Origin of the sequence: Pseudonocardia kongjuensis (assembly GCF_039526905.1) — a bacterium.
Lineage (GTDB): Bacteria > Actinomycetota > Actinomycetes > Mycobacteriales > Pseudonocardiaceae > Pseudonocardia > Pseudonocardia kongjuensis.
This window is the reverse complement of sequence record NZ_BAAAJK010000003.1, coordinates 88499-105625: the sequence shown is the minus strand read 5'-3', so window position 1 is coordinate 105625 and position 17127 is coordinate 88499. Positions and strand designations below refer to the sequence as shown.

General features: G+C 71.5%; 18 protein-coding genes and 2 pseudogenes. 13 read left to right on the top strand and 7 right to left on the bottom strand.

The window, feature by feature from the left end:
• Positions 1 to 83 precede the first annotated feature (83 nt).
• Both ABD160_RS03555 and ABD160_RS03550 read right to left on the bottom strand, forming a co-directional pair.
• The gene (locus tag ABD160_RS03555) at positions 84 to 1208 is read right to left on the bottom strand and encodes a flavin-containing monooxygenase (RefSeq protein ID WP_344018153.1); all 1125 of its coding nucleotides are present in this window, start codon (positions 1206 to 1208) and stop codon (positions 84 to 86) included.
• 112 nt (positions 1209 to 1320) lie between these two features.
• A complete protein-coding gene (locus ABD160_RS03550; RefSeq protein ID WP_224400971.1) occupies positions 1321 to 2214 on the bottom strand; it encodes a helix-turn-helix domain-containing GNAT family N-acetyltransferase in 894 nt (297 codons plus the stop codon).
• Between the two features lie 113 nt (positions 2215 to 2327).
• Here ABD160_RS03550 and ABD160_RS03545 point away from each other — a divergent pair, with 113 nt between their 5' ends.
• The 3 genes and pseudogenes from ABD160_RS03545 (at position 2328) to ABD160_RS03535 (ending at position 5238) form a co-directional block, all read left to right on the top strand.
• On the top strand, positions 2328 to 3665 hold the full coding sequence (locus ABD160_RS03545; protein ID WP_224400981.1) for an NAD(P)-binding domain-containing protein: 1338 nt from the start codon (positions 2328 to 2330) through the stop codon (positions 3663 to 3665).
• Between the two features lie 176 nt (positions 3666 to 3841).
• A pseudogene (locus tag ABD160_RS03540) lies at positions 3842 to 3998 on the top strand (MFS transporter); the annotation flags it as partial.
• 76 nt (positions 3999 to 4074) lie between these two features.
• Entirely contained in the window at positions 4075 to 5238 is a 1164-nt protein-coding gene (locus ABD160_RS03535; protein WP_344018152.1) for an MFS transporter, read from the top strand.
• A gap of 44 nt (positions 5239 to 5282) precedes the next feature.
• Here ABD160_RS03535 and ABD160_RS03530 read toward each other — a convergent pair whose 3' ends face one another.
• Positions 5283 to 5456, bottom strand: a complete 174-nt coding sequence (locus tag ABD160_RS03530; protein ID WP_344018151.1) for a hypothetical protein — start codon at positions 5454 to 5456, stop codon at positions 5283 to 5285.
• Positions 5457 to 5631: 175 nt separating this feature from the next.
• On the opposite strand from ABD160_RS03530, the gene ABD160_RS03525 reads away from it, so the two are divergent.
• The 5 genes and pseudogenes from ABD160_RS03525 (at position 5632) to ABD160_RS03510 (ending at position 8970) form a co-directional block, all read left to right on the top strand.
• On the top strand, positions 5632 to 5997 hold the full coding sequence (locus ABD160_RS03525; RefSeq protein ID WP_224400968.1) for an ArsR/SmtB family transcription factor: 366 nt from the start codon (positions 5632 to 5634) through the stop codon (positions 5995 to 5997).
• Positions 5994 to 7154 (top strand): ACR3 family arsenite efflux transporter, encoded by a 1161-nt coding sequence (gene arsB, locus ABD160_RS03520; RefSeq protein ID WP_344018149.1) that lies wholly within the window; start codon positions 5994 to 5996, stop codon positions 7152 to 7154. The genes ABD160_RS03525 and arsB overlap by 4 nt, the downstream gene beginning before the upstream one ends.
• Positions 7155 to 7783: 629 nt before the next feature.
• A pseudogene (locus tag ABD160_RS33285) lies at positions 7784 to 8056 on the top strand (three-helix bundle dimerization domain-containing protein); the annotation flags it as partial.
• Between the two features lie 30 nt (positions 8057 to 8086).
• Positions 8087 to 8512 carry an arsenate reductase ArsC gene (locus ABD160_RS33280; protein ID WP_425563577.1) on the top strand — a complete coding sequence of 142 codons (426 nt, stop codon included), beginning with the start codon at positions 8087 to 8089 and terminating at the stop codon, positions 8510 to 8512.
• Between the two features lie 17 nt (positions 8513 to 8529).
• On the top strand, positions 8530 to 8970 hold the full coding sequence (locus ABD160_RS03510; protein WP_344018146.1) for an arsenate-mycothiol transferase ArsC: 441 nt from the start codon (positions 8530 to 8532) through the stop codon (positions 8968 to 8970).
• Positions 8971 to 9065: 95 nt separating this feature from the next.
• On the opposite strand, the gene ABD160_RS03505 is transcribed toward ABD160_RS03510, so the two are convergent.
• Positions 9066 to 9590 (bottom strand): DinB family protein, encoded by a 525-nt coding sequence (locus tag ABD160_RS03505; RefSeq protein ID WP_344018145.1) that lies wholly within the window; start codon positions 9588 to 9590, stop codon positions 9066 to 9068.
• Between the two features lie 61 nt (positions 9591 to 9651).
• Here ABD160_RS03505 and ABD160_RS03500 point away from each other — a divergent pair, with 61 nt between their 5' ends.
• The gene (locus tag ABD160_RS03500) at positions 9652 to 9957 is read left to right on the top strand and encodes a hypothetical protein (protein ID WP_344018144.1); all 306 of its coding nucleotides are present in this window, start codon (positions 9652 to 9654) and stop codon (positions 9955 to 9957) included.
• Between the two features lie 10 nt (positions 9958 to 9967).
• Here the strand turns inward: ABD160_RS03500 and ABD160_RS03495 are convergent, their stop codons facing one another.
• Both ABD160_RS03495 and ABD160_RS03490 read right to left on the bottom strand, forming a co-directional pair.
• A complete protein-coding gene (locus ABD160_RS03495) occupies positions 9968 to 11941 on the bottom strand; it encodes a heavy metal translocating P-type ATPase (protein WP_344018143.1) in 1974 nt (657 codons plus the stop codon).
• Positions 11938 to 12315: an ArsR/SmtB family transcription factor gene (locus ABD160_RS03490; RefSeq protein ID WP_344018142.1), complete on the bottom strand. Its 378-nt coding sequence runs from the start codon at positions 12313 to 12315 to the stop codon at positions 11938 to 11940. Before ABD160_RS03490 ends, ABD160_RS03495 begins: the two co-directional genes overlap by 4 nt.
• A 47-nt stretch (positions 12316 to 12362) precedes the next feature.
• On the opposite strand from ABD160_RS03490, the gene ABD160_RS03485 reads away from it, so the two are divergent.
• The 4 genes from ABD160_RS03485 (at position 12363) to ABD160_RS03470 (ending at position 16054) form a co-directional block, all read left to right on the top strand.
• Positions 12363 to 12989, top strand: coding sequence for a class I SAM-dependent methyltransferase (locus tag ABD160_RS03485; protein ID WP_344018140.1), 627 nt, complete (start codon positions 12363 to 12365; stop codon positions 12987 to 12989).
• A 72-nt stretch (positions 12990 to 13061) separates the two neighbouring features.
• The gene (locus tag ABD160_RS03480) at positions 13062 to 13580 is read left to right on the top strand and encodes a methyltransferase family protein (RefSeq protein ID WP_344018139.1); all 519 of its coding nucleotides are present in this window, start codon (positions 13062 to 13064) and stop codon (positions 13578 to 13580) included.
• A gap of 201 nt (positions 13581 to 13781) precedes the next feature.
• Entirely contained in the window at positions 13782 to 14378 is a 597-nt protein-coding gene (locus ABD160_RS03475; RefSeq protein WP_344018138.1) for a recombinase family protein, read from the top strand.
• A gap of 1049 nt (positions 14379 to 15427) precedes the next feature.
• Entirely contained in the window at positions 15428 to 16054 is a 627-nt protein-coding gene (locus ABD160_RS03470) for a hypothetical protein (RefSeq protein WP_344018137.1), read from the top strand.
• A gap of 89 nt (positions 16055 to 16143) precedes the next feature.
• Here ABD160_RS03470 and ABD160_RS03465 read toward each other — a convergent pair whose 3' ends face one another.
• The gene (locus tag ABD160_RS03465) at positions 16144 to 17067 is read right to left on the bottom strand and encodes a F510_1955 family glycosylhydrolase (protein ID WP_344018136.1); all 924 of its coding nucleotides are present in this window, start codon (positions 17065 to 17067) and stop codon (positions 16144 to 16146) included.
• Positions 17068 to 17127: the final 60 nt, after the last annotated feature.

Here is a 17127-nt window from a genome sequence, read left to right as displayed (position 1 = left end):
CCGTCGGCTGCATCAGGTGGAGCGCAACCCGAGGCAGTAACCGGCCTACATCAGCGTTCAACCCCCGGTTCGGTCCGGCCGTCTCACACGGCGGACGGCTGCTCGCAGCACCGAACGGCAGGCAGCGCCGTGCGGTGGCGCACCAGTCGGGTGGTGACGTAGCGCGCGTCGCGTCCGACCCCGCGCAGGGTGGCCGACGCGAGGCTGCGCTGCCATTCGAGCCCGACGTAACCGAGTCCGGGGTGCGAGGTCGACAAACCTCGAATCTGGCGTGGCCGACCGTGGTGGTCGAGGGCGCCGAGGTCGGTGAGGTAGGGCAGGTCCGGCCGGTACCCGGTGGCGAACAGGATGGTGTCGACCTGCTCGGTGCGCCCGTCGGGCCAGGTGAGGCGGGTGCCGTCGATGTCGGTGAATATCGGGACCCGGCCGGGCCGGCCGGCGTCGATGGTGGCGCGGTAGGTGCCGTCGTCGACGACGGGTACCGACGGCGTGCTGCGCAGGTAGGGCCCGATGGGTAGGTGGTCGAACCCGAGCGTGGTGGCCCACCAGTGCATGTCGCGGCCCAGGATGCGCTGCGGCGCGTACTTGACCGGTACCCGGGTGGCGAGGGTGACGCGGGCGTGCTGGGTGAGTTCGACGCCGATCTGGGCGGCGGAGTTCCCGGCGCCGACGATCACGACGTGCTGGCCGGCGAACTGCTCGGGTCGGTGGTAGTCAGCGACGTGCAGGGTCTGGCCGGTGAAGGCGTCGAGGCCGGGCAGGACGGGCCGGTACGGGTTGCCGAAGCCACCAGTGGCGGCGATGACCAGCAGGGCGGTGAGCGTCTGCTCGCCGGTGTGGACCTGGTAGCCGCCGGGCGCGGCGATGATGGTGTCGACTCGGGTTCTGGTCCGGATGTCGACGTCGAGGTGGGCCGCGTAGCGGCGCAGGTAGTCGGCGATCTCGTCGCGGTGGGGGTACCGGCCGGGGTCGCCGGGGAACGGCAGGCCCGGTAGCGAGCTGTAGCGGGCCGGGGAGAACAGGGTGAGGCTGTCGTAGTAGTGCGGCCAGGACCCGACGGGCTCGGGTCCGGCTTCGAGGACCACCGGCGCGAGACCGGTCTGGCGCAGGGCGTGTGCGGCGGCGAGCCCGGATTGGCCCGCACCGATGACGATCGCGTCGCACAAGCTGGCGGAGCCGGACGTGCCGGGGTGAGCGGGGCGGGACATGGGCACCTCGCAGGGACGGTCCTCCGTCGGGAGGAACGCGGGCAGGAGTGAGCACCGGCGACGCGTACGGGGTCGGCGGTGAAGGTTGTGGCGCGGATGGGTCGCTACGCGGTTAGTCGGGGTCGGTGGCGGTGCGGCGTTCGAGGAAGACGGTGTCGCGCCAGACGCCGTGGTGGCGCCCGATGCGTTCGCGCAGGCCGAGGGTGCGGTAACCGGCGGACTGGTGCAGCGCGACCGAGGCCCGGTTCTCCGGGAAGATCGCGGTCTGCAGGGTCCAGAGCCCGGCGGCGTCGGCGGCGGTGACCTGCTGGTGGATCAGCGCCTTGCCGATCCCGCGCCCGCGCGAGCCGTCGGCGACGTAGATCGAGGACTCGGCCACGCCGGCGTAGACGGGCCGTGTCGAGACGGGTGCGAGGGCGGCCCAGCCGACGACGTGGCCGTCGAGCTCGGCGACCCACCGGTGCTCGGGCAGCCATCGGCGGTCGAGCTCGCGTCGTTCGGGGACCTCGGTGTCGAAGGTGGCGTGTCCGGTGGCGATGCCCTCGGCGTAGATGCGCCGGACCGCGGCCCAGTCGCCGGGCTGCAGGGCGCGGACGGTGACGTCGGCGGGCAGGTCGGTGGGGCAGCACGGGCGTGGCCCGAGCATGCCCATGACGGCGTCGGCGGCGTGCGGGAGCCCGGTGCAGCAGGCCGGATTGACCGTGACGAGGGTGGTGGTCTTCTCCTTGTGCAGGCGCACGAACCCGACGTCGGCGAGCTTGCGCAGGTGGTGGCTGCAGGTGGACTGGGAGATCCCGAGCTGTTCGGCCAGTTCCCCGACCGCGATCGCTCGTGCGGCGATCGCGACCGCGTGCAGCAGCCGCACCCGGGTCGGTTCGGCCAGGCAGGCGAACCAGCCGGCGTAGGTCTCGGCGTCGGCGACCGGCAGCTGTGCCGACGTGGCTGACACGTCGGTCAGCGGCAGCAGTGGCGTGCGAGCGGGCTGCTCGGCGGCAGTGGTGCTCATACCGCTCAGTATCGACACACATCGATGGTTGCGTCAATCGATGCCCGTCGATACAGTCCGACCAGCCCATCGACGAGCGTCGATGAATGAACCTGCCGACCCTGGAGGTCGTGATGAGTGAGAACACGTTGCCGGTCGTGGTGGTCGGAGCCGGGCCGGTCGGGCTCGCCGCCGCCGCGCATCTGCTCGACCGCGGCCTGGAGCCGCTGGTGCTGGAGGCCGGTGAGCAGGCCGGTGCGCACGTGCGGCAGTGGCACCACGTGCGACTGTTCTCCCGGTGGGCCGAGGTGGTCGACCCGGTGGCGGAGAAGCTGCTGGCCCCGACCGGATGGACCCACCCGGACCCGGAGACCTACGCGACCGGGCAGCAGTGGGCGCAGCGCTACCTGCAGCCCCTCGCCGAGGTGTTGGGCAGCCGGGTGCGGTTCGGCGCCCGAGTGTCGGGTGTGGCCCGGCGCGGGCGGGACCGGGTGGTCGACGCCGGTCGCGAGACCGAACCGTTGACCGTGCACGTGCAGACCGCCGCGGGAGAGGAGCGGATCCTCGCCCGCGCCGTGGTGGACGCCTCCGGGACCTGGGACTCGCCGAACCCGCTCGGCGCGGACGGGCTGCCCGCCGCGGGCGAGCGCGCCGCCGCCGACCGGATCGCCTACCAGGTGCCAGACCTGGCCGACCCGAGCGTGCGGGCCCGCTACGCCGGCAAGCGGGTCGCGGTGGCCGGCAGCGGGCACTCGGCACTGACCGCACTGGTGGCGTTCGCCGAACTGGCCGAGACCGCGCCGGGCACGCACGTGGACTGGCTGCTGCGCCGTGGGCAGGTCGGTGACACCTTCGGCGGTGGGGAGGCCGACCAACTGCCCGCCCGCGGGGCCCTGGGCCGGCGCGCCGCGGCCGCGGTCGAGGCCGGGCACATCAGCACGGTGACCGGGTTCCGCACCAGCGCGGTCGCCCAGACCGGCGACCGGCTCGTGCTCGAGTCCCTCGACGGGCGCCGGCTCGCCCCGGTCGACGAGGTCGTGGTGCTGACCGGGTTCCGCCCGGACCTGTCATGGCTGGCGGAGGTGCGGCTGGACCTGGACCCGACCCTGCAGGCCGCCCGGGCCCTGGCACCGTTGATCGACCCGAACGTGCACTCCTGCGGCACCGTGTACCCGCACGGCGCCCGCGAACTGACCCAACCCGAGCCCGGGGTGTTCGTGGTCGGGATGAAGTCCTACGGGCGCGCACCGACGTTCCTGGCGATGACCGGCTACGAGCAGGTCCGCTCCGTGGCCGCCGCACTGGCCGGGGACCACGAGGCCGCCGAGCGGGTCGAGCTGGTGCTGCCCGACACCGGGGTCTGCGGCGGCGCCGGCCTGTTCGACGACCCCGCCGCCGCCACCGCGGAGGCCGAGGGCGGCTGCTGCGGCCCGGCAGAACCGATCGACCAGACTGCACAGGCGGCATCCTGACTGGCCGACCCGCCTGACTGCTGTCCGTCCCGGCGCGACCCATCGCCGCGTATCGGCACCATCGCCGGAGGCGGCGAGGCCGCGTCGGGCCTCGCTGGGAGGCCAACCGCGAATGTCCTCTGTGAAACCCACCGCCGCGACCGCGTCGCTGAGCTCGAGCGGGGCTGCGTCGGGTGATGGTCGTGCTGTGCGTGACCGAGATCGTCAGCTGGGGCGTGCTGTACTACGCCTTGCCCGTGCTGGCCCCGGCCATCACCCGCCGACCCCGGCTGGTCACTCTCGATGATCACCGCCGGGTTCGCCACCGGCCTGGCTGATACGCCCACGGGAAGGACGCGACGATGGCCAGCAAGAAGACGCCGAACCTCCTACCCCCGCTGGCCGGCGACCCAGGCCGAGCCCCCTCCGGATGAGTAAGAGGCGCGCGCTCACCGGCGCAGTGCTGCTCGACCTGGCGGTGAGCCCACTATTCGCCTGGGACGTGTTCACCGCGTCCCTGTGCCGGGAACTCCGGGTCGGCGATACCGGGCTGGCCAGCGTCTTTTCCGTCGGCCTGGTGGCCTTCATGGCCGGGGTCCTGGTCGGTGGCCGGGTCGCCGACGCGGTCTCACCTCGGCGGCTGGCCATCGTCGCCGCGATCGGTACCGTGATCGGTCTGCTGGGCAGTGCTGTCGCGACCTCAGTGGTCACACTGATCCTCGCCTTCGGTGTCCTACTCGGCGGCTCGACCGGGCTCGGCTACGCCACCGCGGTCCGGGTCGCCGGCACCGTGCAGTCCGGGCGCGGCCTGGCGCTCGGCCTCGTGGTCAGCGCCTACGCGGCCGGCACAGCCGTCCTGGCACCCGTGGCAGCTGCGCTGCTCATGGCGTTCGGACGTGGCTGGACCTTCGTCCTGCTGGCCGCCGCGCTGGGGGGCGTTCTGGCCGTCGCGGCCGTGCTCGTTCCCGGTCGCGTGGCCCATCCGCGCGTAGCACGACGTCGGCCCCGGAGCACCGGCCGGCGCCACCCGAGCGGGCCGGTCGTCGCGCTGTGGCTGGCTTTCGCGCTGGGCAGCGCGCCGGCCCTCGCGGCCTTCGCGCAGGCCGGACAGCTGGCAGGGACTGCGGGGGCCGTGGCGCTGGCGGTGACGTTGCTCAATGCCGGCAACTTCGTCGGTCGGCTCATGGCCGGGCCGCTATCGGATCGGGTGGGACCATCCGCGGCCCTGCACGCCAACTCCGCCCTCCTCCTTCTTGCCTGTCTGCCACTGGCCCTGAGTGCGAGCGGGCCCGTCGCGCTTGCCACCCTGTTCCTACTCGGAACCCAATACGGCGCACTATCCACGCTCACCCCGGCGGCAGTCTCGGACGTGGTGCCCAGCGAACGGTTCGGCGCCACCTACGGCCTGGTCTTCACCGGGTGGGGCCTCGCGGGTCTGCTAGCCCCCGTCGGCGCCGCGTCCCTTGCCCCCGAAGTCGGGTACGACGGCGTCTACCGCTCCTTCCTCGTCGTCGCGGCGGTGGCGTGGGCATGCGTGGCGACCTACGCGAGGCTGGTCCGCGCCCACAACGAACCGGCCGGCCACCCGGGATGAAAGGCTGATGTTGACCCGACCGGCTGTACTTCCGGGCGGGGCGCTCACCGGGATCGGGCAAGCTTGGCCAGGCCCGCTGCGGGCAGACAGGCGAACGTCGTCACACCACCTGCTGTGAGATCGGCGTCGCCGGCCAGGAATCCCCACAGGACCAGGACGACCGCGACCGCGATGATCGCCTGCCCGATGGCGCGCGAGACTGGATCCCTGACGGGCATCGGGAGCCGGTGGCGGTGAGCACGTCCGTGATGCCGTGACACCGCAGTGCGGTCGCCGGCCTCACCGGGGTCGAGCATGCGATCACTCCAGTCGCGCAGGGTTGGATCGACGACGCTCGATCCGGGGCGGCCCTGCGAGGTTGCACTCTTATTCGATAGACGTCAAGATAGAAGTATGTCGAATAAGGAGCCGCCGGGTGTGGCGCCGTCGTGCTGGTCGCCGCTGGTCGGGCAACCGCTCTCCCCGGAGCACGCGAGCGAGATCTCCCGCGTGTTCAAGGCCCTCGGAGACCCCGTCCGGCTGCGCCTGTTGTCCCTGATCGCCTCCCACGCTGGCGGGGAGGCCTGCGTGTGTGACCTGACCGAGGTCTTCGACCTGTCCGGCCCGACGATCTCGCACCATCTCAAGGTCCTACGCGAGGCCGAGCTGATCATCGGTGAACGTCGCGGCACCTGGATCCACTACCGCGTCGTCCCCCAGCGACTCGCCTCGCTGGCCGACCTGCTGATCCCGACCACGGCGGAGGCCGTCGCATCATGAGCACGGAGAACACCACCGGCGCCGCCCAGCAGGCGGCCACCGACCCGGCCGAGGCCGGCGTCGTCGCCCGCCTGTCCACCCTCGACCGCTTCCTGGCGGTCTGGATCATCGTCGCCATGGTCGCCGGACTGCTGCTCGGCCGCCTGGTCCCCGGGCTCGCCCCGGCCCTCGACGCGATCGCGATCGACGGGATCTCGCTGCCGATCGCGCTCGGCCTGCTGATCATGATGTATCCGGTGCTGGCGAAGGTCCGCTACGACCGCCTCGACACCGTCACCGGCGACCGCAAGCTCCTGCTCACCTCGCTGGTGCTCAACTGGGTCCTCGGCCCGGCACTGATGTTCGCACTCGCCTGGCTGATGCTGCCCGACCTGCCCGAGTACCGGACCGGGCTGATCATCGTCGGGCTCGCCCGCTGCATCGCCATGGTGATCATCTGGAACGACCTGGCCTGCGGCGACCGCGAGGCCGCCGCCGTGCTGGTCGCGCTGAACTCGGTGTTCCAGGTCGTCATGTTCGGCGTACTGGGCTGGTTCTACCTGGTCGTGCTGCCCGGCTGGCTCGGCCTGCCGGTCACCGACGTGTCGTTCTCCACCTGGGACATCGTGACGTCGGTACTGGTGTTCCTCGGGATCCCGCTGCTGGCCGGCTACCTCACGCGCCGCTTCGGGGAGAAGGCCAAGGGGCGGGCCTGGTACGAGGAGACGTTCCTGCCTCGGATCGGGCCGTTCGCGCTCTACGGGCTGCTGTTCACGATCGTGCTGCTGTTCGCCCTGCAGGGCGAGGCGATCACCTCTCAGCCGTTCGACGTCGCCCGGATCGCGCTGCCGTTGCTGGCCTACTTCGCCCTGATGTGGGCCGGGTCCTACGCCGTCGGCCGGGCGGTCGGGATGGGCTACGAGCGCACCACCACGTTGGCGTTCACCGCCGCGGGCAACAACTTCGAGCTCGCCATCGCCGTCGCGATCGGCACGTTCGGCGTGACCTCCGGCCAGGCCCTGGCGGGAGTGGTCGGGCCGTTGATCGAGGTCCCGGTACTGGTCGCGCTGGTGTATGTGTCGCTGTGGCTGCGCCGGCGCCTGTTCGCACCAATGACCACGCCCACCCTGCAGACCGAGCAGGCAAGCCCCGAGGCCACCCGGGACACTCGGTCGTGAACTGCTTGGACTGCAGCGCCCGGGACCGGCGGGCTCGACCCGCGGTCGCGGTGTGTCAGGGCTGTGGCGCGGCTACCTGCCTCGAGCACACCTGGGTGGACCACCGTGCCGGTCGGCCACCCGGGATGGCCGGGCCCGCCCGGGCACCGAGCCGGATCCTGCGCTGCGGGTTCTGCGACACGCGCACCAGCAACCAGACTGCCGCCGCGGCGGCCGGGGGTTCACGCGTCGGTCCCGGCGGAAGTCTGGGCTGCCTGCGGGGAACCGGCTCCAGCCCCGATCCACCGTAGGCACCCCACGCCGACACTCATCACCGCAAGACGGCGTGCGCGGTGCGTGATCTGCCACTGCGACGGCGCCACTGCTCGGTGGGTGCACCGCCGCACCGCCGCTGCTCATGCTCAAGGAGTCCTGATGACCGCTGTAGCGATCGGCGCGATCGACATCTCCTCCGGGCGAGGCTCTGGCCGGGGTCTTCGAGGCGCTGATCGAGGTGCCGGTGCTCGTCGCCTTGGTGTACGTGTCGTTGTGGCCGCGCCGGCGCCTGGTCACCACCGCGGACACACCGCTGCCTCGCGCGGGCGGGACTTGATGAGCACCCGCTCGGCCGGCCAGTAGCGGACCATGTCATGGACGCCTCCTCGTTCGACGCCACGCCGGTCGTCGTCGCTATTGCGCGACGGCGCCCGGCGGGCGACCGCACCCTCGAACACTTTGCGCTCACCAGCCCACACGCCCGGCTTCACCAGACCGTCGACGAGCTGCGCCGCACATTCCACGGCACCTTCGGCCCCGAGACGATCGAGGCCGTGGTCGTGGACGTGTTCACCGAGCTGGCACTGACCGCCCACATCACCACCCACCTGCCCGTCCTCGCCGCCCGCCACGCCCACCAGCGGCTCGCGGCAGCAGCCCGATCCCCAGGAGCCCCCGTGACCACCACAGCCGCGGTCCCCGAAGTCCTGTTCGTCTGCGTGCACAACGCCGGCCGCTCCCAGATGGCCGCCGCCCTGCTGGCCCACCACGCCAACGGCGCCGTCCGCGTCACCTCCGCCGGCTCGGCCCCGGCCGAGACCATCAACCCCGCCGTGCGCGAGGTCATGGCCGAGATCGGTCTGTCCCTGGACACCGAGTTCCCGAAGCGCCTGACCAGCGAGGCGGTTGAAGCGGCCGATGTCGTGATCACCATGGGCTGTGGCGATGCCTGTCCGGTGTTCCCCGGCAAGCGCTACCTCGACTGGGAACTGACTGACCCCGCCGGAAAGACCCCGGAGCAGATCCGCCCCATCCGCGACGACATCGACGGCCGAGTACGCCGCCTGCTCACCGAGCTAACGACCGAAGCGGCGACGTCGTGACCACTAGACCTGCGGTGTTGTTCGTCTGCGTCCGTAACGGCGGCAAGTCCCAGATGGCCGCCGGGCTCCTGCGCAAGGCCAGCGGCGACCGGGTCGAGGTGCACTCCGCCGGTACCCAGCCCGGCATCTCGATCAACCAGCTCGCCGCCGCCAGCCTCGCCGAGGTCGGCGCCGACATGTCCGGTGAGACACCCAAGGCGATTGACGCCGACCTGCTGCGCCGGGTCGATCTCGTCATCACCCTCGGCCGCGAAGCCACCGTCGACGCTCCCGCCGGCGTCGAGGTACGAGCCTGGGACACCGACGAACCCTCCGCCCGCGGCATCGACGGCCTCGACCGCATGCGCCTGATCCGCGACGACATCGCCCAGCGCGTGCGCACACTCCTCGAGGAGGTCGCACCGTCCCAGGTGTGGAACGACCGTTACGACGACAGCGCTGGCGCGCCGCGAGGATGACAGTGCCTCTCCTCATGTTGCCGACCGCTGACTATCGGTCGGCGAGAAGGGCTCGCCCTGCCAGAAGTGCCAGCGGTGGTACTGCACGGTAGGCCTTATGACTGGGTGTGCGGTGCCGCGATGGTGAGCTGGCGTCGATGGTGATCGAAGTGCTGGGTCCCGAAGTGGTAGACGTCGAGCACGCTCATCGTCGGCGTGAAGTAGGGATCCCAGTCCGTCGGCACGTACATGCTCGAAGCCAGGCTCCGCTCGGTCTCGGTGGTGAGGCGACGCTGCAGGGAGCCGATGACGGTGTCCAGCAGCGCGGTCATGGCATGCGGGGACAGCAGCCGAGCGGCGAGGCAGGGACCGAGGTAGTTGATCGCATGGAAGGGGCGGTGCGCGGCGTTCAGGGTGGCGGCGAAGCCTCGACTGTAGCCGAGGCGGTCGAGCGTTCGCACCAGGGAAAGTAGCGTGCGGACGACTCCGTAGCCGAGGACCATGTGGAACAGCAGTTGCCGGTTCGTCCACCGTGTGCCGTTGGTCAGGCGCTCTAGGTCGCCGCGCGAAGCCGTGCCGACGAGCTGGTGGAACTCGGCCTGGGCTCGCCGCAACTCCTCGCCGACCTCGTACGGGTCCATGCGACCGCCTCCGACCACCGATGCTACTGCCGACGCGGCCGGCCAGGAGCACACTGATGTGATGCGGGTAGAGCTGCTGGTGGTGCCGTGCTGCCCCCACGAGAACGTCGCTTCGGAGCGTCTGCGCCAGGCGCTCGACGACACCGGACATGCCATGACCCCGGTAGTGGTGCGAGAGGTGACCGCAGAGATGGTCGCCGGGACGCCTGAATTCGCGGGATCACCCACGATCCTGGTCGACGGAGCAGACCCGTTCGCCGAGCAAGCCGCCGGGCCGGGCGCGTTCTCGTGCCGGGTCTATCACGGTGAGCTCGGTCTGTCTGGCGCCCCGTCGGTGGAGCAGCTGCGGCAGGTGTTGCGTCGCTGATTGTATGGCGTCACGCCCCTGTTTCAATGCGCTCGCGCGAGGAGGCGGTGGTGGCGGGGCTTGCGGGGACCAGCCCCAGACGACGGGTGCGGCCGGCGCGGATGCCGTTGCCGATGACCACGACTTCGGCCACTTCGTGCACGAGCACGACTGCGGCCAGCCCGAGTATCCCGAACAGGGCCAGGGGCATCAGGCCGATGATGATGGCCAGCGACAGGGCCACGCTCTGCCACATGATGATCCGGGAGCGGCGGGCGTGCGCGAGGACCTGGGGCAGGTGGCGCAGGTCCTCGCCCATCAACGCCACGTCGGCGGTCTCGATGGCCACATCGGTGCCCATGGCGCCCATGGCGATGCCCAGGTCGGCGGTGGCCAGGGCGGGGGCGTCGTTGACCCCGTCGCCGACCATCGCGACCGGGCCGTGTGCGCGGAGCTGGTCGACGAGGCGGGATTTGTCCTCGGGGCGCAGGTCGGCGTGCACATCGCCCGGGTCGATACCAGCTTCGGTGGCCAGGGCGGCGGCGGTGGCGCGGTTGTCCCCGGTGAGCATCACGACCCGGTAGCCGGCATCGCGCAGGGACGCGGTGACCTGCCCGGCTTCGGGGCGCAGCTCGTCACGGACCGCGATGGCGCCGATCACGGTACCGGCGTCTTCGACCAGGACGGCGGTGGCGCCGGCGTGCTGGAGCCGTGTCACGTCCTCGGTCAGCGGGCCGGGGTCGATCCAGCCTGGGCGGCCCAGGCGCACGCGGCGACCATGCAGCGTGCCGGTGAGTCCGGCGCTGGTGACCGCTTCGACCTGTTCGGCTCGTTGCGGGGTGGGGGCGGCGGCCAGGATGGCTCGGGCCAGGGGGTGTTCGCTGCGTTCTTCGAGCGCGGCGGCCACCGCGAGTACCTGCTCGCGGGTGTGTCCGGCTGCGGGGGCGGTCTCGATGACGGCCGGGTGGTTGCGGGTCAGGGTGCCGGTCTTGTCCAGCGCGACGGTGCTGACTCGTCCCATGGCTTCCAGGGCCGCTCCGCCCTTGACCAGGGTGCCGTGTTTGGAGGCGGCGCCGATCGCGGCGACCACGGTGACCGGCACGGCGATGGCCAGCGCGCACGGGGAGGCAGCGACCAGTACGACCAGGGCGCGTTCGATCCAGGTCAACGGGTCACCGAGCAGGGATCCCAGGGCGGCGATGAGTGCGGCGGCGATCATCACCCCGGGTACGAGGGGTCGGGCGATGCGGTCGGCCAGGCGTTGGCCGGTGCCCTTGCGGGACTGTTCGGCCTCCACGATGGACACGATGCGGGCCAGGGAGTTGTCCGCGGCGGTGGTGGCGACCTCGACCTCGAGCGCGCCGGTGCCGTTGATGGATCCGGCGAACACCTCGTCGCCGGGGCCGGCCTCGACGGGGACGGACTCGCCGGTGATGGCGGAGGTGTCGAGGCTGGTGTGCCCGGCGCCGATCCGGCCGTCGGTGGCCAGGCGTTCCCCGGGGCGGACCACCAGGGTGTCGCCCACGACCAGCTTGGCCGGGTCGATGCTGTGCTCGGTCCCGTCGCGCAGCACCCTGGCCTGGTCGGGGACCAGGTCGAGCAGGGCGCGCAGGCCGCGTCGGGTGCGGGCTACGGAGTACTCCTCCAGTCCTTCGGCGATGGTGTAGAGCACGGCCAGCATCGCGGCTTCGCCGACCTCGCCCAGGAGCACGGCGCCGATGGCGGCGATGGTCATCAGGGTGCCCACGCCGATTTTGCCCTTGGCCAGGCGGCGCAGGGTGCCGGGGACGAACGTCCAGCCAGCGACCGCTAACGCGGCCGCCTTCAACGCCAGACCGATGAGGTCGGGGGCGCCGACCCACACGGATCCGTAGCCGAGTCCGAGCAGTACTACGGCCACGGCGGCGAAACGGATCTCGCCGACCTGCCACAGGGTTTCCGGCTCGTGCTCGTCGCTCTCGTCGGTGGTGCGGGGCTCGTCGCCGCATCCGCAGGCGTCGCTCATCGCGCACCTCCTACGTCCTGGCGGGCGGTTCCGTAGTTGGGGCACAGCGCGACCGCGTGGCCGGTCGCGGCGAGCACAACCTCGGCCGAGGCCAGCAGGTCCATCAGCTCGGTGCGGGTCAGGGAGTAGAACACCTGCCGCCCTTCGGGGCGCCCGTCGACCAGGCCGCAGTCGCGCAGGCAGGCCACGTGCTTGGAGACCGTGGACTGGGCCAGGCCTAGTTGGGTCACCAGGTCGGCCACCCGTGCCTCGCCGCCGGCCAGGCGCCGCACGATGGCCAGTCGGGTGCTGTCGGACAGGCTGTGGAACAGGGCCTCGGCGGCGCCGAGGCCGGCAGTTGTGGACGGGCACCCATCCCTGGTATCTATCGTCATACAGCGATTATATCGCATATTGGCGATTAATAAAGGTGGCCATGCTCATGAACGCGATCGAGTCGGCAGTGATCGACTCGGTGCCCCGACGCCTGCTCCAGCGCTACGAAGCGCACGTGCTCATCGAGCTCGGGGGCCGCACCCCGGGTGCCCGCACCGCCGAGCTGGGCTGCGGTCCGGGTTATGGCACCCAGCTCATCCTCGACGTCTTCGGTGCGGCCAGCGTGGACGCCGTCGACCTGGACCCCACGATGCTGGCCAAGGCCCGCCGACGGCTGCGGCGCCACGGTGCTGCCGCCCAGCTGAGCGGCGGTTCCGCCACCGACCTTGCTGCCGCGTTCGCCCGGGTCGGGGGCGGCCAGGACGCCGCCTATCAGGCGGTGTTCGACTTCGCGATCATCCACCACATCCCGAACTGGCGCGACACCCTGGCCGAGGTCGCCCGGGTACTCGAACCGGGCGGCCGGTTCTTCTTCGACGAGGTCACCGCCACCGCCCTGGCCCGACCCACCTACCAGATCCTGTTCGACCACCCCACCCACGACCGGTTCACCGCAGGAGAGTTCCTCGCCGAGCTTCCCCGCCACGGCTTGGACGTCGGCGACCGATGGCGCACCCGCATCGGCGGCGACTACCTCTTCGGCGTCGCCGTGCGCACCCAGGGCCGCACGTGAGGCCCCACGATCGGATCCACGCCGCCACCCCGGCGGCCCGCACACTCCACTGATCTCCATCGGGAGGCCCACATGCTGTTCCAACACCTGCGAGCGATCCTGCTGGGGCCGGTGACCGTCACGATCATCATTCCGGTCCTGATCGTCACGACCGTCGGCACCGCCGCGGTCGATCTCGGGCCGGCACCAGGAAGCCTGACACTGGTGGCCGGCTCGTTGCTGGTCGCCGCCGGCGTAGCGATGCTGGCCTGGACGATCAGCCTGTTCGCCCGGTCCGGCGCGGGAACATTGTCGCCCCAGGATCCGCCGCGCACGCTGGTGATCCGCGGGCCCTACCGTCACGTGCGCCACCCGATGTTCAGCGGGGTCCTGGGCATCGTGCTCGGCGAGGCGATCGCAGCGCGCTCCCTGACCCTGCTGGCATGGTTCGCGCTGTTCGCCCTGTTCGTCGCCGTCATGGTGTCCCGGGTTGAGGAACCCCGACTCGCCCGCCGTTTCGGTAACGACTACGCGCGCTATCGGGACAACGTCCCGCGCTGGTTGCCTCGCCTGCTCTCCTGGCACGCGTCACGGCCCTCAGGAACCGACTGAGTGATCTGGGCCTGGCGTTCCGTAGCCGGTGGTTGGCCACGGCCCTATGCCGGTAGCGCCGGTAACGGGGGGTGCCCCTGTCGAGAATGGGTCGTTTGCCGACGCCCGTCGACTGGTCGGCGAACCTGCAGGTCGACGCTGTCGGTAACGCGCGTCGCGAATCAACGTCGGTGAACGGTCTCCCGGCGCTATTGTCGACAGATGTTGGTGGGGTACGCGCGGGTGTCGACCGCGGAGCAGAACCCGGCGCATCAGATCGACGCGCTGACCCGGGCAGGGGTGGCCGCGGCGGACGTGTACGTGGACTACGCCTCCGGGGCGAAAGCGTCGCGGCCGCAGCTGGATCTGGTGGTGCGGCTGGTGCGCGCCGGGGACACGGTGGTGATCACCCGGCTGGACCGGCTGGGCCGGTCGATGCTGCACCTGGTCACCTTGGGCGCGGAGTTGCGTGAGCGCGGGATCGGGTTGCGCGTGCTCGAGCAGGGCATCGACACCTCCACCGCGGAGGGGCGGGCGATGTTCGGGATGTTGTCGGTGTTGGCCGAGTTCCAGCGGGAGCTGATCGTGGCCAATACCCGTGACGGGCTGGCCGCGGCTCGGGCGCGGGGCCGTAAGGGTGGGCGGAAGCCGAGAATGTCCCCGGAGCAGGCCGCGCATGCCCAGCAGCTCTACGACGCCGGCACGCACACCGTGGCCCAGATCGCCGCGCTGCTCGGGGTGGCACGTCCGACGGTGTATGGCTACCTCGACCGCGGTCCCGGCACCGCGGGGGCGGGTGCGGAGACAGAGGCGCGGTGATGGCCCGCGATCAGGGTGCACGAGCGGCGTATCGGGGCCGTGACCAGTGTCGTTGTGTCGGGTGCGGGCGGGAGCCGTCGAACCCGATCGAGCGTGCGGAGGTGGCGATGACGTGGCTGTTGTCGGACCCGGCCGCTGCGGGCGCGGTGCTCGAGCGGCACTTCTGTCGCGGCTGCACCCCGCCCGGTCCGGTCACCGATGTGGCTTGTGTGCGCTGCGGGGACGGCCCGCTGCTGGCCGGTGATCTCGCGGTCGGTGACGGGAGCGCTACCGCTGTCGTACGGAACTGGCTGGCCGGAACCGGGTGGCGGTTGTCCGGGCCGGTATGCCCGGACTGTGTGGGTGAGTTACGGCGATGAGACACGTCGATCCCGCGACCCGGGCGGTGCTGGTCGCCCGGTTGCGGGAGAAGCGTGCAGTGGGCGCGTCGATCAGCGCCGAGGTGCGCCGAGCCGCCGCCGAGTTGCTGGTGTCGTCGAGCACGGTGTGGCGATGGCTGGCCATGGACCCCGACCCGGCTACGGGCGACGATGACGCGCCCGGCAGTCCTGCGGCGGGAGGTCGGGCGCGCTGTTCAACCCGGCCGTACGCGCCTACATCGCCGGTGATGCCGGGGAACGCCGGGTCGAGGCGTTCGCGCTATTCAGCGTGTTCTACCAAGCGGGCATCGTGGTCGGCTCGGTGGTGGGCCTGCTGCTGACCGGCATCGACTTCGCCGTGACCTGCCTGGTGGCGGCGGTGGTGTTCGCGGTGCTCACGGTGCTGCAGATCCGGGCACTGCCGGCCCGTGGCGGCGCCGCCGACGGCGGGACCGAAGCGGGTCGGCGCCCGGTGCTGGGCCAGTGGCGTGACGTCGCCGCGACCCGCGGGTTCTTGCCCTTCTCGGTCGCGATGATCGGCACCTACGTCTTGTCGTATCAGGTGTATCTGGCGCTGCCGCTGCACGCCCGGACACTGGCCGGGCAGGGCAACCTGGGCACGGCGCTGGTGACCGCGCTGTATGTCGTCTCCGGCGGGGTCACCATCGTCGCGCAGATGAAGGTCACCGCGTGGTGTCGTGCGCGGTGGGGCCGGCCGGTTCACTCAGTCGTGGCCTCGTCGTGCTCGGTGCGGCGTTCGTGCCCCTGCTGCTCGCCGATACCCTGCTCGCCGAGGTCGGCGCGGTGGCCGCGACGGTGGTGGGGGTGGCGGCGTTGCTGGCCACGGCGGCGCTGCTTGCGATCGGGACCGCCGTGGTCCTGCCGTTCGAGATGGACACCATCGTCGGGCTCGCCCGCAACCGGCTCGTCGCGACCCACTATGGCTTCTACAACACCGTGTGCGGGGTGGGGATCCTGCTCGGGAATGCGGGGACGGACTGGGCGATCGATCTTGCCCGCTCTGCCGGGGCCCTGTATGCGCCGTGGCTGGTGCTGCTGGTGATCGGGTTGCTGTGTGGGCTGGCGCTGGCTGTGCTGTATCGGCGTGGCCTGCTTACCGCCCCCGAGGACGACAGTGGGGCGGCGCCCACCGGGCCGGCTGCCGATCCGGCGACCATCCGGCTGCGGGTGGTCGATCAGGATGATGACCGGCCGACGCACCCGCTGCCACGCGTCCGCCCGGGCGAAGGCGGAGCGGCTGCAGCGTCGGCGCAGACACGTCCCCTGGTCGGTCTGCCTGGCCTCCGGCGTCGGTGACCCCCTCCGGGGTGGGGTTCACGACCCCACCCCGGAGGGGACGGCAGGATGACGACATGCTGTGGCGTCTCGCCGAGTGGTGATCGTCGTCAGGCGAGTCGCTGCAGCGTGGCGCCGCCGTCGGTGGACTGCTCGACGCCGTCGTCGGTCACGACCGTCAGCCGGCCTCCGGGATCGGCGGTGATCGCTTGCGGTGGGCTCGCGGTGGCGCCACGACGCTGCCAGGTCGCGCCCTGGTCGGTGCTGGCGTGCAGCGTTCCGTCCGGTCCGATCCCGTACACGGTGTCGGCGTCGGCCCACGCCAGGTAGGCCAGCAGCGGGCTCCCGGCGATGGGGGTGAAGGTGGCGCCGCCGTCACGGCTGGCCATGACTCCGTTCTCGGTGGTGGCCAGGATCTGGGAGCTGTCCCCGGGGGCCAGGGCGACGTCGAGGGCGGCCAGCGGGGCGCGTTCCTGCCAGGTTCGTCCGCTGTCGCTGCTGGTCATCAGGAGTCCGCGGGTGGCGTCGAGGCCGACGACGGCTGTGCCGTCGACGTCGAGCGCGTGGAAGTCGACCTGGCCGTGCAGGCTGATCGGCTCCCACGTCGCACCGCCGTCGGTGCTGCGGACCAGGCCGAGTGGGTTCGGTGTGCTGGTGTCCTGGGGTGCGGGGTGACCGCTGGCCAGATACGCCGCCGGGCCGGCGACGGTGAAGCCCATCAGATCCGGCCCGCCGGTCTGCGGCGAGTCCTGGCGCGGGGCCAGTGTCCCCTCGCCGGTGAGGCCGAACAGACCGTGGTGGCCTGCGATGACGATGGCACCGTCGGCGGGGTCGACCCCGACCCCGTGGACGTGACCGACCTGCTCGAACAGGTCGGTGGTGGTCTCGGCAGCGGTGGGGGAGGTGCCTGGCTGAGCCGGTCCGCCGCAGCCCGCCAGTACGGCGATGCCGGCGGTGAGCAGGGCGTAGGCGGGGCGGGATCGAGTTCTGCGGGGGTAAGGGTTCGTGCGGCGTGCGGAACGTCTAGCGATCATCAGCAGTGGTGGTGGTTTCTGTTCAGCCGGGTCGTGCTCCGGCAGCGCGGTGGGCTCGGC

Coding starts and splice junctions, on each gene's coding strand:
- ABD160_RS03555 (WP_344018153.1), bottom strand. CDS start 1,208: ATGTCCCGCCCCGCTCACCCCGGCACGTCCGGCTCCGCCAGCTTGTGC.
- ABD160_RS03550 (WP_224400971.1), bottom strand. CDS start 2,214: ATGAGCACCACTGCCGCCGAGCAGCCCGCTCGCACGCCACTGCTGCCG.
- ABD160_RS03545 (WP_224400981.1), top strand. CDS start 2,328: ATGAGTGAGAACACGTTGCCGGTCGTGGTGGTCGGAGCCGGGCCGGTC.
- ABD160_RS03535 (WP_344018152.1), top strand. CDS start 4,075: ATGAGTAAGAGGCGCGCGCTCACCGGCGCAGTGCTGCTCGACCTGGCG.
- ABD160_RS03530 (WP_344018151.1), bottom strand. CDS start 5,456: ATGCCCGTCAGGGATCCAGTCTCGCGCGCCATCGGGCAGGCGATCATC.
- ABD160_RS03525 (WP_224400968.1), top strand. CDS start 5,632: ATGTCGAATAAGGAGCCGCCGGGTGTGGCGCCGTCGTGCTGGTCGCCG.
- arsB (WP_344018149.1), top strand. CDS start 5,994: ATGAGCACGGAGAACACCACCGGCGCCGCCCAGCAGGCGGCCACCGAC.
- ABD160_RS03505 (WP_344018145.1), bottom strand. CDS start 9,590: ATGGACCCGTACGAGGTCGGCGAGGAGTTGCGGCGAGCCCAGGCCGAG.
- ABD160_RS03500 (WP_344018144.1), top strand. CDS start 9,652: ATGCGGGTAGAGCTGCTGGTGGTGCCGTGCTGCCCCCACGAGAACGTC.
- ABD160_RS03495 (WP_344018143.1), bottom strand. CDS start 11,941: ATGAGCGACGCCTGCGGATGCGGCGACGAGCCCCGCACCACCGACGAG.
- ABD160_RS03490 (WP_344018142.1), bottom strand. CDS start 12,315: ATGACGATAGATACCAGGGATGGGTGCCCGTCCACAACTGCCGGCCTC.
- ABD160_RS03485 (WP_344018140.1), top strand. CDS start 12,363: ATGAACGCGATCGAGTCGGCAGTGATCGACTCGGTGCCCCGACGCCTG.
- ABD160_RS03480 (WP_344018139.1), top strand. CDS start 13,062: ATGCTGTTCCAACACCTGCGAGCGATCCTGCTGGGGCCGGTGACCGTC.
- ABD160_RS03475 (WP_344018138.1), top strand. CDS start 13,782: ATGTTGGTGGGGTACGCGCGGGTGTCGACCGCGGAGCAGAACCCGGCG.
- ABD160_RS03465 (WP_344018136.1), bottom strand. CDS start 17,067: ATGATCGCTAGACGTTCCGCACGCCGCACGAACCCTTACCCCCGCAGA.